Origin of the sequence: Delftia sp. DT-2 (assembly GCF_028401915.1) — a bacterium.
In the GTDB taxonomy this organism is placed as follows: domain Bacteria; phylum Pseudomonadota; class Gammaproteobacteria; order Burkholderiales; family Burkholderiaceae_C; genus Comamonas; species Comamonas tsuruhatensis.
The window spans coordinates 51,936-67,474 of the sequence record NZ_JAQOTI010000006.1 but is presented as its reverse complement, the minus strand read 5'-3'; the positions used below and the strand labels follow the sequence as shown (position 1 = coordinate 67,474).

The 15,539-nt window shown below is 66.4% G+C and carries 14 protein-coding genes; 13 read left to right on the top strand and 1 reads right to left on the bottom strand.

Features of this window, described 5'->3' with window-relative positions; genetic code table 11:
* Positions 1-183 precede the first annotated feature (183 nt).
* From PO605_RS11830 to accD, 12 genes are all read left to right on the top strand, one after another.
* Positions 184-1,128, top strand: coding sequence for a LysR substrate-binding domain-containing protein (locus PO605_RS11830; protein WP_016447761.1), 945 nt, complete (start codon positions 184-186; stop codon positions 1,126-1,128).
* A gap of 65 nt (positions 1,129-1,193) precedes the next feature.
* Positions 1,194-2,615 carry a 3-isopropylmalate dehydratase large subunit gene (leuC, locus tag PO605_RS11825; RefSeq protein WP_047469104.1) on the top strand — a complete coding sequence of 474 codons (1,422 nt, stop codon included), beginning with the start codon at positions 1,194-1,196 and terminating at the stop codon, positions 2,613-2,615.
* A 26-nt stretch (positions 2,616-2,641) separates the two neighbouring features.
* Positions 2,642-2,767 (top strand): entericidin A/B family lipoprotein, encoded by a 126-nt coding sequence (locus PO605_RS11820; protein WP_012207035.1) that lies wholly within the window; start codon positions 2,642-2,644, stop codon positions 2,765-2,767.
* A gap of 20 nt (positions 2,768-2,787) precedes the next feature.
* The gene (gene leuD, locus PO605_RS11815) at positions 2,788-3,441 is read left to right on the top strand and encodes a 3-isopropylmalate dehydratase small subunit (RefSeq protein WP_016447763.1); all 654 of its coding nucleotides are present in this window, start codon (positions 2,788-2,790) and stop codon (positions 3,439-3,441) included.
* Positions 3,442-3,537: 96 nt separating this feature from the next.
* The gene (gene leuB / locus PO605_RS11810; RefSeq protein ID WP_016447764.1) at positions 3,538-4,608 is read left to right on the top strand and encodes a 3-isopropylmalate dehydrogenase; all 1,071 of its coding nucleotides are present in this window, start codon (positions 3,538-3,540) and stop codon (positions 4,606-4,608) included.
* A gap of 375 nt (positions 4,609-4,983) precedes the next feature.
* Positions 4,984-6,096, top strand: a complete 1,113-nt coding sequence (gene asd / locus PO605_RS11805) for an aspartate-semialdehyde dehydrogenase (RefSeq protein ID WP_034363802.1) — start codon at positions 4,984-4,986, stop codon at positions 6,094-6,096.
* A 367-nt stretch (positions 6,097-6,463) separates the two neighbouring features.
* Entirely contained in the window at positions 6,464-9,376 is a 2,913-nt protein-coding gene (locus PO605_RS11800) for a FimV/HubP family polar landmark protein (RefSeq protein WP_272206517.1), read from the top strand.
* Between the two features lie 115 nt (positions 9,377-9,491).
* Positions 9,492-10,340: a tRNA pseudouridine(38-40) synthase TruA gene (gene truA / locus PO605_RS11795; protein ID WP_016447767.1), complete on the top strand. Its 849-nt coding sequence runs from the start codon at positions 9,492-9,494 to the stop codon at positions 10,338-10,340.
* 32 nt (positions 10,341-10,372) lie between these two features.
* Positions 10,373-11,095: a phosphoribosylanthranilate isomerase gene (locus tag PO605_RS11790; RefSeq protein ID WP_016447768.1), complete on the top strand. Its 723-nt coding sequence runs from the start codon at positions 10,373-10,375 to the stop codon at positions 11,093-11,095.
* Entirely contained in the window at positions 11,073-12,329 is a 1,257-nt protein-coding gene (trpB, locus tag PO605_RS11785) for a tryptophan synthase subunit beta (protein ID WP_016447769.1), read from the top strand. Before PO605_RS11790 ends, trpB begins: the two co-directional genes overlap by 23 nt.
* A complete protein-coding gene (gene trpA / locus PO605_RS11780; protein ID WP_016447770.1) occupies positions 12,326-13,135 on the top strand; it encodes a tryptophan synthase subunit alpha in 810 nt (269 codons plus the stop codon). Before trpB ends, trpA begins: the two co-directional genes overlap by 4 nt.
* A 65-nt stretch (positions 13,136-13,200) precedes the next feature.
* Complete coding sequence (gene accD / locus PO605_RS11775) at positions 13,201-14,076, top strand: acetyl-CoA carboxylase, carboxyltransferase subunit beta (protein ID WP_016447771.1); 876 nt, start codon at positions 13,201-13,203, stop codon at positions 14,074-14,076.
* Positions 14,077-14,153: 77 nt separating this feature from the next.
* Here accD and PO605_RS11770 read toward each other — a convergent pair whose 3' ends face one another.
* The gene (locus PO605_RS11770) at positions 14,154-14,711 is read right to left on the bottom strand and encodes a YggT family protein (protein ID WP_016447772.1); all 558 of its coding nucleotides are present in this window, start codon (positions 14,709-14,711) and stop codon (positions 14,154-14,156) included.
* 90 nt (positions 14,712-14,801) lie between these two features.
* Here PO605_RS11770 and PO605_RS11765 point away from each other — a divergent pair, with 90 nt between their 5' ends.
* Complete coding sequence (locus tag PO605_RS11765; protein ID WP_047471158.1) at positions 14,802-15,476, top strand: LON peptidase substrate-binding domain-containing protein; 675 nt, start codon at positions 14,802-14,804, stop codon at positions 15,474-15,476.
* Positions 15,477-15,539 lie beyond the last annotated feature (63 nt).

Below are 15,539 nucleotides of genomic sequence, written 5' to 3'. Positions count from 1 at the left end.
TTCAGTATGCAACCGGCGTTCCGGCGGGCATGGCTGCCCGCAGCCATCGCCACGAGGCATGACCCCCATCTCCATGAAATCGCACGACATCACCAAAGACATCGCGCTTGAAGATGACAGATCGATGACTTGTGCGAGAAAATCCATTCAACTTCTCCTAATGAGAAGCCTTAACCCCACCACATGAAGAATTCAGAGCGCAGTTTTGCACGGCGCATAGACCTTACCTCCTTGCAGCTGTTCGTGGCTGTCTGCGAACTTGGCAGCATCGGACGAGCGGCAGAGCGCGAGTTCATCGCCGCTTCGGCGGTGAGCAAGCGCCTGTCCGACCTCGAGGCCACCGTGGACACGGCCCTGCTGTATCGCCACAGCCGTGGCGTGACACTCACTCCTGCCGGCGAAAGCCTGCTGCACCACGCGCGCAACGTGCTGTATGGCCTGGAGCGCATGCAGGGCGAGCTGTCCGAGTACGCCGATGGCGTGCGTGGCCATGTACGCATCCACGCCAATATGTCGGCCATCGTGCAGTTCCTGCCGGAAGATCTGGGCGTCTTCGCGCGCAAGCATGGCCAGGTCAAGATCGACCTGCAGGAGCAGCTCAGCCCCGCCGTGCTGGCGGCGGTGCAGGAAGGCACGGCCGACATCGGCATCTGCTCCATGGCATACATGCCGCTGGGCAATGGCCAGGCCACTCCCGCGCTGCAGCACCGCCCCTACCGCGAGGACCGGCTGGTCGTCGTGGTGCCCGAGCAGCACGCGCTGGCGCACAGCGACAGCGTGGCCTTTGCCGATGTGCTCGAATGGGACATCGTCAGCCTGCAGGCCGGCTCCTCCATCAGCCTGGCCATGCGTGCGGCTGCGGCCCAGGCCGGGCATGCGCTGCACCAGCGCATCCAGGTCACCAGCCTGGATGCCATGTGCCGCATGATCGACAACGGCCTGGGCGTGGGACTGATCCCCGACCGTGCCTTCGAGCTCATGCACGGCGTGGGCCATCTGCGCGCCCTGGAGCTCAGCGACGACTGGGCACGGCGCGAGCTGAGCATCGTGGCGCGCGACTTCGACGCGCTACCCGTTACGGCCCGCCTGCTGGTGGAGCACCTGAGCCCGCCGGCCAGCGCATCCTGAAGGCCCCTTGCCAGCCGGATGCACATCCAAGAATTTCCCCACGACACCAACCATTCGAGAACGCCATGGGACGCACCCTCTACGACAAGATCTTCGACGAGCATGTCATCCACACCGAGGATGACGGCACCGCCGTCCTCTACATCGACCGCCACCTGGTGCACGAAGTCACCAGCCCCCAGGCCTTCGAAGGCCTGCGCATGGCCGGTCGCAAGCTGTGGCGCATCAGCTCCGTGGTGGCCACGGCCGACCACAACACACCCACCGACGGCTGGGAGCGCGGCTATGACGGCATTGCCGACCCCATCAGCAAGGAACAGATCACTACGCTGAACACCAACATCGGCGAGTTCGGCTCTGCGGCCTTCTTTCCCTTCATGGACAAGGGCCAGGGCATCGTCCACGTCATGGGTCCCGAGCAAGGCGCCACCCTGCCCGGCATGACCGTGGTCTGCGGCGACAGCCACACGTCCACGCATGGCGCCTTCGGCGCACTGGCCCACGGCATCGGCACCTCCGAGGTCGAGCACGTGATGGCCACCCAGACCCTGCTGGCCAAGAAGGCCAAGAACATGCTGATCAACGTCAGCGGCAAGGCGGCGCCCGGCATCACGGCCAAGGACATCGTGCTGGCCATCATCGGCAAGATCGGCACGGCCGGCGGCACGGGCTACACCATCGAGTTCGCAGGCGAGGCCATCCGCGACCTGAGCATGGAAGGCCGCATGACGGTCTGCAACATGGCCATCGAAGGCGGCGCACGCGCCGGCCTGGTGGCCGTGGACGATAAGACCATCCAGTACGTCAAGGGCCGCCCGCTGGCCCCCACCGGCGCCGAATGGGACGCCGCCGTCGCCTACTGGAAGACGCTGCACTCCGATGCCGATGCGAAGTTCGACCGCGTGGTCGAGCTGCAGGCCAGCGACATCGTGCCGCAGGTCACCTGGGGCACCTCGCCCGAAATGGTGCTGGGCGTGGATGCCCGCGTGCCCGATCCCGACAAGGAAAAGGATGCCAGCAAGCGCGGCGCCATCGAGCGCGCGCTGACCTACATGGCGCTGGAACCCGGCAAGGCCATCGACGACATCTTCGTGGACAAGGTCTTCATCGGCTCGTGCACCAACAGCCGCATCGAAGACATGCGCGAAGCCGCCGCCGTGGTCAAGAAGCTGGGCCAGAAGGTGGCACGCAACATCAAGCTGGCCATGGTGGTGCCCGGATCGGGCCTGGTCAAGGAGCAGGCCGAGCGCGAAGGCCTGGACCAGATCTTCAAGGCGGCAGGCTTTGAATGGCGCGAACCCGGCTGCTCCATGTGCCTGGCCATGAACGCCGACCGCCTGGAGCCCGGCGAGCGCTGCGCCTCCACCAGCAACCGCAACTTCGAAGGCCGCCAGGGCGCGGGCGGACGCACCCACCTGGTGAGCCCCGCCATGGCCGCTGCCGCGGCCATCCACGGCCACTTCGTGGACATCCGCAGATTCTCCTGAACCCGCAACTGCCCCGCCAGCACACCATGAAGCCTTCCTTCTCGATCCTCCTGATCGGCCTGGCCTTCACCCTGGCCGCCTGCAATACCGTCAAGGGCATTGGCCAGGACGTGCAAAGCGCGGGCAGCGCCATCGAACGCGCCGCCCGCTGAACCCTGAATTCGATACTGCCATGCAACAATTCACCGTGCACAAGGGCCTTGTCGCCCCCATGGACCGCGAGAACGTCGACACCGACGCCATCATTCCCAAGCAGTTCCTCAAGTCGATCAAGAAGACCGGCTTCGGTGTGAACCTGTTCGACGAGTGGCGCTACCTGGACCATGGCGAACCCGGCCAGGACCCGGCCTCGCGCAAGCCCAACCCCGACTTCGTGCTCAATCAGCCGCGCTATGCGGGCGCCTCCATCCTGGTCGCACGCAAGAACTTCGGCTGCGGCTCCAGCCGTGAGCACGCGCCCTGGGCCCTGGACCAGTACGGCTTTCGCGCCATCCTGGCACCCAGCTTCGCCGACATCTTCTTCAACAATTGCTTCAAGAACGGCCTGCTGCCCATCGTGCTGCCCGAAGCCACGATCGACATGCTGTTCAACGAGATCGCCGCCTTCCCCGGCTACGAGCTGACCATCGATCTGGATCGCCAGGTGATCGTGCGCCCGCAGGGCGAGGAGATCCCCTTCGACGTCATTGCCTTCCGCAAGTACTGCCTGCTCAACGGTTTTGACGACATCGGCCTGACCCTGCGCCATGCCGACAAGATCCGCGCCTACGAGGCCGAGCGCCTGGCCACCAAGCCCTGGCTGGCCCACACGCTGGTGCAGCGCTGATCGATCTCCACTTGCGTGCATCAATGGGCCGCGGGCGTTGCTGAACCAGCCGCCGGCGGCCTTCCACCATCCGAACAGTCTCTCAAAAGGAACACCATGAAAATCGCAGTCTTGCCCGGTGATGGCATCGGCCCCGAAATCGTTGCGGAAGCCGTGAAGGTGCTGGGCGCCCTGGGCCTGGACTTCGACATGCAGACCGCCCCCGTGGGCGGCGCTGCCTACGAAGCTGCCGGCCACCCGCTGCCCGAATCCACGCTGAAGCTGGCCATGGAGTCCGACGCCGTGCTGTTCGGCGCCGTGGGCGACTGGAAGTACGACACGCTGGACCGCCCGCTGCGCCCCGAGCAGGCCATCCTGGGCCTGCGCAAGCACATGGGTCTGTTTGCCAACTTCCGCCCGGCCATCTGCTATGCGGAGCTGACCCATGCCTCCAGCCTCAAGCCCGAACTGGTCGCAGGCCTGGACATCCTCATCATCCGCGAGCTGACCGGCGACATCTACTTCGGCCAGCCGCGCGGCCGCCGCGTGGCCACCGACGGCCACTTCCCCGGCGCCGAGGAAGCCTTCGACACCATGCGCTACTCCAAGCCCGAAATCGAGCGCATCGCCCACGTGGCCTTCCAGGCCGCGCAAAAGCGCAGCAAGCGCGTGACCAGCGTGGACAAGGCCAACGTGCTGGAAACCTTCCAGTTCTGGAAGGACGTGGTCACCGAGGTGGGCCAGCAGTACCCCGACGTGCAACTGGACCACATGTACGTGGACAACGCCGCCATGCAGCTGGTCAAGGAACCCAAGCGCTTCGACGTGGTGGTCACGGGCAACATGTTCGGCGACATCCTGTCCGATGAAGCCTCCATGCTCACCGGCTCCATCGGCATGCTGCCCTCCGCCTCGCTCAACGCCAAGGGCCAGGGTCTGTACGAGCCCAGCCATGGCTCGGCCCCCGACATTGCGGGCAAGGGCATTGCCAATCCGCTGGCCACCATCCTGTCGGCCGCGATGATGCTGCGCTTCTCGCTGAACCAGGAAGCCGCCGCCCAGCGCATCGAAGCCGCCGTGCAAAAGGTCCTGGCCCAGGGCCTGCGCACGGCCGACATCCACAGCGAAGGCACGACCAAGGTCTCCACCCGAGAGATGGGCGACGCCGTGGTGGCCGCGCTGGCCTGACGTCCACGACAGCCGCGAGCCTCCGGGCTTGCGGCTGCCCGGCCTGGCCAGGATTTTCCAGAACTTGGCAAAGCGTCAAAACAGACGTCTGCTTTTCGCCATTTCGACGAAGATATTCATCAAACAGACATTCTCTTTCCTGGCGTATTCGCTAGAATGACTGCTCTTATGTTTGCCGCCTGCCCGTTCCTCCTGCTGAACATTGCACCCGCCGCCCAGGCTGGTGTGGCAGTGCGCGCAATCACATCCACAACCATTACGACAATCAAAGGCTGACCCAGCCCGGTTCGTCGTGCGCCCTCACCTGGCCCAGACGAGCCGGGCGACAACAGTCTTGATCCAGCACTGTTTTCACACTGAAAGGGCGTTTCAAAAATGAGCAAGCAATTGGTAGGCCTGGTGGGCTGGCGCGGCATGGTCGGCTCCGTGCTGATGGACCGCATGCAGGCAGAGGGCGATTTCGACCTGATCGAGCCCGTTTTCTTCTCCACCTCCAACGCCGGCGGCAAGGCCCCGGCCATGGCGAAGACCCACACCGAGCTGCGCAATGCCAACGACATTGCCGAGCTGTCCAAGTGCGACATCATCATCACCTGCCAGGGCGGTGACTACACCAAGGAAGTCTTCCCCCAGCTGCGCGCCTCGGGCTGGAACGGCCACTGGATCGATGCCGCATCGTCGCTGCGCATGGAAGGCGATGCCGTCATCGTGCTCGACCCCGTCAATGAAGGCCTGATCCAGTCCAAGCTCGCCGCGGGCGGCAAGAACTGGATTGGCGGCAACTGCACCAACTCCATCCTGCTGATGGGGCTGGGCGGCCTGTTCAAGGCCGGTCTCGTGGAATGGGTCAGCTCCATGACCTACCAGGCAGCCTCCGGTGGCGGCGCCAACCACATGCGCGAACTGCTCAAGGGCATGGGCGTGGTGCATGCGGCCGTGTCCGACGAGCTGGCCACGCCCGCCTCCGCCATCCTGGATATCGACCGCAAGGTGGCCCAGACCATCCGCACCGATGTGCCCACCGAATTCTTCGGCGCGCCTCTGGCTGGCGGCCTGATCCCCTGGATCGACGCACAGCTGGACAACGGCCAGTCCAAGGAAGAGTGGAAGGGCCAGGCCGAGGTCAACAAGATCCTGGGCACGGAGCAGACCATTCCCGTCGACGGCCTGTGCGTGCGCATCGGCGCCATGCGCTGCCACAGCCTGGCGCTGACCCTCAAGCTCAAGAAGGACCTGCCCCTGCAGGAGCTGGAAGCCATCATCAAGTCCGGCAACCCCTGGGTGAAGTGGGTGCCCAATGAACGCGCCATCACCGTCAAGGAACTGACGCCCGCCGCCATCACCGGCGGCCTGGAAGTCGGCGTGGGCCGCGTGCGCAAGCTGAACATGGGCCCCGAATACCTGTCGGCCTTCGTGATCGGCGACCAACTGCTGTGGGGCGCCGCCGAGCCGCTGCGCCGCATGCTGCGCATCCTGCTGGCCGCCTGAGCACCGCCGGCTTGAGCCAACACAAAAAGCGCCATGTCCTGGCCCGGGACATGGCGCTTTTTTCGGCTTTAAACCCTGTGCGATTGGGCACAATGCCCAAGTCTCTTGTCCCCTGACTGTAGGCGGTTGCCTACAATCACCGAAGATACATTGTGTTTCTTCTCGTTGCCGTTCGACAACAACTGGCAGCGTTCACCGGCAACCAGACGCTTGCGATCCTATAGCGTGGCCGACAATGCGACCCAAGCACCTTGGTATATGGCGTGCCATCTATCCCCGGGTAAATTTCAATTACATGTGCAAACGCGGGCATCCTCACAATAACAATAGTGCCCGCCCAATTGCATCCACACAGGTTTGACGCTTTATGCATCGTTGGAAACTCTCTGTGCTGGCCGCTGCGGCCGTCGTCTCGGTCGCACTGCCCGCCTCCGAGGCCTGGGCACTGGCTCTGGGCCGGGTGAACGTGCAATCGGCCCTGGGCGAGCCCCTGCGTGCCGAAGTCGAAATCCCCCAGATCACGGCGGCTGAAGCCGAAGGCCTGCGCGTGGGCGTGGCCTCTCCCGGCGTCTTCCGCACCCAGGGCATGGAGTACAACGCCACGGCCAGCCAGGTGCGCGTCAGCGTGCAGCGTCGCGCGGACGGATCGGCCGTGCTGCGACTCACAAGCACCCAGCCCGTCAACGAGCCCTTTGTCGATCTGGTGATCGACGCCAGCTGGGCCTCGGGCAACCTGCAGCGCAACTACACCTTGCTGCTGGATCCGCCCACCCTGCAAAAGCTGCCGCCTGCCGTGACGGCTGCGGCCCAGGCCTCCGCCCCCGAACCGGGCGCCGCACCGCGCCGCGCCGCGCCGGCCCCCTCGCCAGCTGCCGCAGGCAACACCGAGGAAAGCCGTCCAGCCCCTGCTCCGGCAGCCCCGCGCCGGAGCACCGCATCAGCCCGCGAGCGCGCTGCTGCAGCGCCGGCGCCGTCCGAAGCATCCGAGGTCCGCATCAAGACCGGAGACACGGCTGGCCGCATTGCCGCCGCCCACCTGCCCGCAGGCGTTTCGCTGGACCAGATGCTGGTGGCCATGCTGCGCTCCAATCCCAAGGCCTTCATCAACGGCAATGTGAACCGCATGCGCTCCGGCGCCGTGCTCACCGTGCCTGACGAGGCCACGGCACAGGCCACCTCGCCGCGCGAGGCGCGCCAGATCGTTGCAGCCCAGTCCCGGGATTTCAACCAGTTCCGCCGCCAGCTGGCCAGCGCCGCACCAGCCGCGCCCGTGGCATCGGCCAATCGTGAAGCATCGGGCAGCGTCCAGGCCCAGGTCGAAGACCGCAAGCCGTCCACTGCCGCACCCGACAAGCTCACCCTGTCCAAAGGTGCTGTCAAGGGCGTGGAGGCAGACGAGCGCCTGGCCAAGCAAAAGCAGTCCGACGACCAGGCATCGCGCACGGCCGAACTGCAGCGCAACATGTCCGAGCTGAGCCAGATCGCCGCCGCCGCCAAGCCCGCCGAAGGTGCTGCTGCAGCACCTGCCTCGGCAGCCAGCGGCACGGCAAACGGCGTGGCTGTGCCGGGCGCGCCGACCGTGCCTGCAGCGCCTGAAGCTGCAGCACCCCAGACAACTCCCGCGGCCCCGGCAGCGCCTGCCGATGCAGCTGCTGCGGCCGCTGCGGCCGCTGCCGCCACCGCTGCTCCAGACGCCGCAGCCAATGCTGCCGGCCCGGCAGCGCCCGCGGCAGAAGCCGTGCCCGCCACGCCCGCTCCTGCCGAGCCGCCGAAGCCCAAGCCGGCACCCGCCCCCGTCGCACCGATCGCCGAGCCCAGCTTCATCGATACGCTGATGGAAGATCCCACCATCCCGCTGGCCGGCGCCGCCTTGCTGGCCCTGCTGCTGGGCTATGGTGGCTACCGCGTCATGCAGCGCCGCCGCGCTGCCGCAGCCTCCAGCGAAAGCGCCTTTGGCGACAGCCAGCTCGCGGCCGATTCCTTCTTTGGCGCCAGCGGCGGCCAACGCGTGGATACCGGCACATCGAGCCAGCTGTCGGGCACCTCCATGCACTACTCGCCCAGTCAGCTCGATGCCGGCGATGTGGACCCCGTGGCCGAGGCCGATGTCTACCTGGCCTATGGCCGCGACCTGCAGGCAGAGGAAATCCTCAAGGAAGCCCTGCGCACCGATCCCAGCCGCACCGCACTGCACCAGAAGCTGGCCGACATCTACGCCAAGCGCCATGACCGCAAGGCCTTCGAGGCCGTCGCGCAGACCCTGCACGGCCTGACCCAGGGCAAGGGCGTGGACTGGCAGCGCCTGGCCGACCAGGGCCGCATCCTGGACCCGGAAAACGCCCTCTACCAGCCTGCCGGCGCCGCGCCCCTGTCTGCTGCCGCCGTTGCCGGCGGCGCCGCAGCGGCAGCTGCCGGACTGGCGGCCGCCTCGCTGGCCAGCCGCCCCCTGGACATGGAGGCGCACCGCGAAGGCCCTGCCACCCTGCCCATGGACCTGGACATGGACCTCAACATGGACCTGCCCGGCGGCCTGGCCGACGCCAGCCTGCCCGCGCAGCACGCCAGCCCGCTGCCCGCACCGGCCCCCATGCCCAGCGAACAGGACTTCGCTGCGCTGGAGCCCACGCTGCGCGCACCACTGGAGCCCATGCAGCCCGCAGCAAGCGAGGCGCCTCGCATGGATCCCCGCGTGGAGCCGCCTGCTGCATCGCTGGACATGGCCGGCTTCCAGCCCACGGCCCATGCCTCGCTGACGGATGCCCTGAACCACAGCAGCGCCATGAGCGACATGCAGCCGACCGAGATGCTGCCGCTGGACATGCCCGTCACACGGCAGGTCACGGACAGCTTCCCGGCCACCGAACCCTCGCCCCTGACCGGTTCCACCACGGACGACAGCCACGCCAGTACCGATCTGCTGTCGCTGGACGCCATGGAGTTCAACCTGGAAGACCTGGGCACCGAGGCGCCAGCCCAAGCGCCGGCAGCAGCGCATTCGGGCGGCGTGCTGGAAACGGCGGCCAAGGCCAAGCCGGAACCGGCCGAATCGCTGGAATTCGACCTGGGCAGCCTGTCCCTGGACCTGGGCAATGACACTCCCACGGCCGCAACGCCGCCTTCGGCGCCCGAGGACCCGCTGGCCACCAAGCTCGCCCTGGCCCAGGAATTCAATGCCATCGGCGACAGCGACGGAGCCCGTACACTCATCGAGGAAGTGATCTCCGAGGCCCACGGCGATCTCAAGGCCAAAGCCCAGCGCCTCCTTGCCGAGATAGACTGAAGCCCGACGGCGCCTGCCCAGGCGCCGCGTGCCGGTTTCGCGTGACAGGGTGGTACATGCCACCATGGAAAACTGACAACTTGATGCACACCCAACCCATGCCGGAGGCCTCGTAATGCGCGTAGCCCTCGGCGTCGCCTACAACGGCCAGCGCTACAGCGGCTGGCAAAGCCAGCTGTCTGGCAACACCATTCAAGACCATCTCGAAGCGGCCCTGGGCCGCTTTGCCGCTCAGGAGGTCCACACCCTCTGTGCGGGCCGCACCGATGCCGGAGTGCACGGCCTCATGCAGGTCGTCCACTTCGACACGCCGCTGGACAGGGCCCCGTTCTCCTGGGTCCGTGGCACCAACACCTTCCTGCCGCCGGACATCGCCGTGCAATGGGCCCAGCCCGTGCCCGACTCCTTCCATTCACGGGCCTGCGCCACAGCCAGGCGCTATGCCTATGTGCTGCTGCAGTCGCCCGTGCGGCCCAGCGTGGAGGCCGGGCGTGTGGGCTGGGTGTTCCATGCACTCAATGGTGACGCCATGCAGGCCGCCGCCCAGCACCTGCTGGGAGAGCACGATTTCAGCTCTTTCCGCGCATCGGGTTGCCAGGCCAAATCCCCCGTCAAGACACTGCACCGCCTGTCCATCACCCGCCGCATGGCAGGCGACGGCGCCCAGATGGCCGCGGCCAGCTCCATGCGTCCCGGGGATGCAGCCATGGAATGCTGCTACTGGCGATTCGAGTTCGAGGGCAGCGCCTTCCTCCACCACATGGTGCGCAACATCATGGGCTGCCTGCTCGCCGTAGGCCAGGGCACACACGCGCCGCAGTGGATGCAACAGGTGCTGGAGGCGCGCTCCCGCGATGCCGCCGCGCCCACCTTCTCGCCGGACGGCCTGTACTTCCTGGGTCCCGTATACGATCCTTCATGGGGCCTTCCTTCGCGCAGCCCGGCCTATGATTGGCTCCCGTGAACGAGCAGGCCTTCCCCCATTCTTCAGCCCCCATGCAGCGCACCCGAATCAAGATCTGCGGACTCACCCGCGAACAGGATGTGGACGCAGCCGTGGCCGCCGGCGCCGACGCCGTGGGCTTTGTTCTCTACGCCCCCAGCCCGCGCGCCGTGACGGTGCAGCGTGCCGCCGAGCTGGCGCGGCGCCTGCCGCCCTTCGTGACACCGGTGCTGCTGTTCGTCAATGAAAGCGCCGCCAACGTGATGGCCGCCTGTGCCGCCATCCCGGGCGCCTGCGTGCAGTTCCACGGCGACGAGTCGCCCGAGGACTGCCTTGCCGCCACATCGGGCGGCACCCGCGCCTTCCTGCGCGCCGCGCGCATTCCCCTTGGTCCCGATGCCGCGCGCTTCGACCTCGTAGAATATGCCCAGCGTTACTCGAAAGCCCAGGCCATACTGCTCGACGCCCATGTCGACGGCTATGGTGGTGGCGGAAAAGCATTCAATTGGTCACTCCTTCCACCAAACGTCGCCTCTCACCTCGTTTTGTCTGGTGGACTCACGCCTGCAAACGTGACCGATGGCATCTTGCAAGTGCGCCCGCGAGGACTCTCGCTGGCCGTTGATGTCAGTTCCGGCGTCGAGGCCGATGGTCCCGACGGCAAGCCCCTCAGGGGCATCAAGGACGCCGGCAAGATACACCGATTCATCGCCGCCGTGCGCGCGGCCGATGACCAACTTTTGCAGACAAGCCATGTTCGAATACCAGTACCCTGACGCATCTGGCCACTTTGGCCGCTTCGGCGGCAGCTTTGCCAGCGAAACCCTGACACACGCTCTGACCGAGCTGCGCGACGCATACGCCAAGTACCAGAACGACCCGGAATTCGTTGCCGAATTCCAGTCCGAGCTGGCCCATTTCGTCGGCCGCCCTTCGCCCGTCTACCACGCGGCACGCATGTCGCGCGAGATGGGCGGCGCGCAGATCTACCTCAAGCGCGAAGACCTCAACCACACGGGCGCGCACAAGATCAACAACGTGATCGGCCAGGCCATGCTCGCCCGGCGCATGGGCAAGCCCCGCATCATTGCCGAGACGGGCGCCGGCCAGCACGGCGTGGCCACGGCCACCATCTGCGCGCGCTACGGCCTCGAGTGCATCGTCTACATGGGCTCCGAGGACGTGAAGCGCCAAAGCCCCAACGTCTACCGCATGCGCCTGCTGGGCGCCACCGTGGTGCCGGTGGAATCGGGCAGCCGCACGCTCAAGGATGCGCTCAACGAGGCCATGCGCGACTGGGTGGCCAACGTGGACAACACCTTCTACATCATCGGCACCGTGGCCGGCCCCCACCCCTATCCCGCGATGGTGCGCGACTTCCAGAAGGTCATCGGCGAGGAATGCCTCACGCAGATGCCCGAGTTCCTGGGCGCCGACCGCCAGCCCGACGCCGTGGTCGCCTGCGTGGGTGGCGGCAGCAATGCTATGGGCATCTTCCACCCCTACATCCCGTTCGAGAACACGCGCCTGATCGGCGTGGAGGCTGCGGGCGAGGGCCTGGACAGCGGCAAGCACTCGGCCTCGCTGCAGCGCGGCAGCAGCGGCGTGCTGCACGGCAACCGCACCTTCATCCTGCAGGACGAGAACGGCCAGATCACCGAGACGCACAGCATCAGCGCCGGCCTTGACTATCCCGGCGTCGGCCCCGAGCACGCCTGGCTGCAGGAACTGGGCCGCGCCCAATACGTGGGCATCACGGACCAGGAGGCCTTGGACGCCTTCCACTACCTGTGCCGCACCGAAGGCATCATTCCCGCCCTGGAGTCCAGCCATGCCGTGGCCTATGCCATGCAACTGGCCAAGACCATGCGCGCCGACCAGTCCATCCTCGTGAACCTGTCCGGTCGCGGCGACAAGGACATCGGCACCGTGGCCGATCTCTCGGGCGCCGACTATTACGACCGTCCCTCCATGCGCGGGCTCACGGTCAAGGGAGGAGCAGCTCAATGAGCCGCATCACCACGACTTTCACCAAACTTCAGGAAGATGGCCGCAAGGCCCTGATCCCCTACATCACCGCGGGCTTCCCGTTCGCGGCCATCACGCCGTCGCTGATGCACGGCATGGTGGAGGCTGGCGCCGATGTGATCGAGCTGGGCGTGCCCTTCTCCGACCCCATGGCCGACGGCCCCACCATCCAGAAGGCTGGCGACCGTGCCATCGCCAACGGCGTGGGCCTGGTGCAGGTGCTGGCCTATGTGCGCGAGTTCCGCCAGAAGAACCAGACCACGCCCGTGGTGCTGATGGGCTATGCCAACCCGGTGGAGCGCTACGACCAGATCCACGGCAAGGACCGCTTCGTGGACGATGCGGCCGAAGCCGGCGTCGACGGCCTGCTCATCGTGGACTACCCGCCCGAGGAGTGCGAGGCATTCGCCGCGCAACTGCGCGCGCGCGACATGGACCTCATCTTCCTGCTGGCACCCACGTCCACCACCGAGCGCATGCAGCAGGTGGCGCGCGTGGCCAGCGGCTATGTCTACTACGTCTCGCTCAAGGGCGTGACCGGCTCGGGCGCGCTAGACACGGCAGCCGTGGAAGCCATGCTGCCGCGCATCCGCGAGCACGTGAGCATTCCCGTGGGCGTGGGCTTCGGCATCCGCGACGCGGCCACGGCACAGGCCATCGGCCGCGTGGCCGATGCGGTGGTGATCGGCAGCCGCATCATCGAGATGCTGGACGGCCAACCCCACGAAAAGATCGTCCCCCTGACCATCGACTTCCTGCGCGGCGTGCGCAAGGCACTCGACGCGTAGGTCGCATAATGCAGCCCTTGCATGCGGCCCGGTGCCGCATGCCCTGCGCCTGAAAAGGAAACACCATGTCCTGGCTTGAAAAACTCCTGCCTGCCAAAATCCAGCAAACCAACCCTACGGATCGCCTCCAGCAGATCCCCGAAGGTCTGTGGATCAAGTGCCCGAGCTGCGAGACCGTGCTCTACAAGGCCGATCTGGAGAAAAACCAGAACGTCTGCCCCAGCTGCAGCCACCATCACCGCATCGGCGCGCGCGCCCGCCTGAACCATTTCCTGGATGCCGAAGGCCGCTATGAGATCGGCCAGGAAGTCATTCCTGTCGACGCCCTGAAGTTCAAGGACAGCCGCAAGTACCCCGAGCGCCTCAAGGAAGCGCTGGAGAACACCGGCGAGACCGATGCCCTGGTCGTCATGGGCGGCGCCATCAAGAGCGTCAACGTGGTCGCAGCCTGCTTCGAGTTCGAATTCATGGGCGGCTCCATGGGCTCCGTGGTCGGCGAGCGCTTCGTGCGTGGCGTCGAGACCGCCATCGAGCAGAAGGTCCCCTTCATCTGCTTCACCGCCACCGGCGGCGCGCGCATGCAGGAAGGCCTGCTGAGCCTGATGCAGATGGCCAAGGCCAATGCAGCGCTCACGCGCCTGGCCAAGAAGGGCCTGCCCTACGTCTCGGTGCTGACCGATCCCACCTTCGGCGGCGTCTCCGCCAGCTTTGCCTTCGTCGGCGATATCGTCATTGCCGAGCCCAAGACACTGGTCGGCTTCGCCGGCCCGCGCGTGATCGAGACCACCGTGCGCGTGAAGCTGCCCGAAGGCTTCCAGCGCGCCGAGTTCCTGCAGGACAAGGGCGCCGTGGACATGATCGTGGACCGCCGCGAGCTGCGCGACCGCATCGCCGCATCGCTTGCCATGCTGCAGCGCCTGCCGGCCGACGCTGTTCAGTAAAGCCTCGCGCAGACACAGAAAAGCCGCCGCAGGTGGGTGCCTGCGGCGGCTTTTTCACGTCCGGGAAACTGGGGAAATCAGGCCAGCAGCATCAGGCCCGAGCCCTGGATATAGCCCAGCACCATCAGCGCAATCTGCAGCAGCACCAGAGCCACCAGTGCCGACAGATCGATACCGCCGATCAGGGGCACGATGCGGCGAATAGGCCGCAGCATGGGCTCGGACAGGCGCTGCAGCACGCCGTACATCGGCGACTGCGGCTGCACCCACGACAAGATGACATAGATCAGCAGCACGCCCACCATGCCCGACAGCGCCACGCGCGCCAGGCCGCACAGGGCCAGCCACGGCAGGGCGAGCACATTGGACTGCCCGCCCATCAGCAGCCACAGCAGCACGAACTGCAGCATCTGCAGCAGGAAGGCCGCGATCAGGCTGGACATGTCCCAGCGCCCGGCCGGCTTGATGACGCGGCGCAGCGGCATCACGATCCAGTCGGACAGCGCAAACACCAGTTGGCCGACCGGGTTGCCGAAGGGAATGCGCTGGGCCTGCATGTACATGCGCAACAGGCAGACGCCGGTCAGCAGGCCAACGACCACGTCGAGCAAAAAGGAAACGATCTGAAAAAGCATGGCGTTGTAGGACTGCGAGAGGAAGATCGGACCACGGCCAGCCGGCCTTGGCACAGCATGGGATGATAGCTGCCGCATCCCGCCCATCACATGACCGCCCCTACCGCACTGCACTCCCTGCCGCTTTTCCCTCTGGGCAGCGTCCTTTTTCCCCAAGGCCTGCTGAGCCTTCGCGTCTTCGAGGTCCGCTACCTCGACATGATCCGCAAGTGCGAGCGCACGGGAGCCCCCTTCGGCGTGGTGGCATTGCAGGCCGGCAGCGAAGTGCGCAAGGCCGGTGCGGCCGCCGAGCAGTTGCATGCCGTGGGCACGCTGGCACGCATCGTCCAGCTGCAGCAGCCCCAGCCCGGCCTGCTGCACCTGCAGTGCGAGGGCACGCAGCGCTTTCGCATGCAGGATCACCGGCAGCTGCCCCACGGCCTGTGGGTGGCCGATGTGCAGTTGCTGCCTGCCGACACCGCCGTCCCCGTCCCCGATCACCTGCTCGCCACGGCCCAGGCCCTGGCCCAGGTGCTGATGCAGCTGCACGCACGATCCACCGACGCCGACCATGCCCGGCTGCCCAGCGCCGAACAGATGGGCGACTGCGGCTGGGTGGCCAACCGCTGGACCGAGCTGCTGCCCCTGCCCGTGTCCATCAAGCAGCAACTGATGGCCTTAGACAGCCCGCTGGTGCGGCTGGAGCTGGTGGCGGATGTGCTGGAACGCAGCGGCATAGGCAATTCGCAGGGGACGGCGCCCGGCCCCCCGCCCGCTGCGCACTGACGAATTGGCGGTCCTGCGGCGTCATACCGCAGCAAGGTCCGGCACATTGACGGCACCACGCAC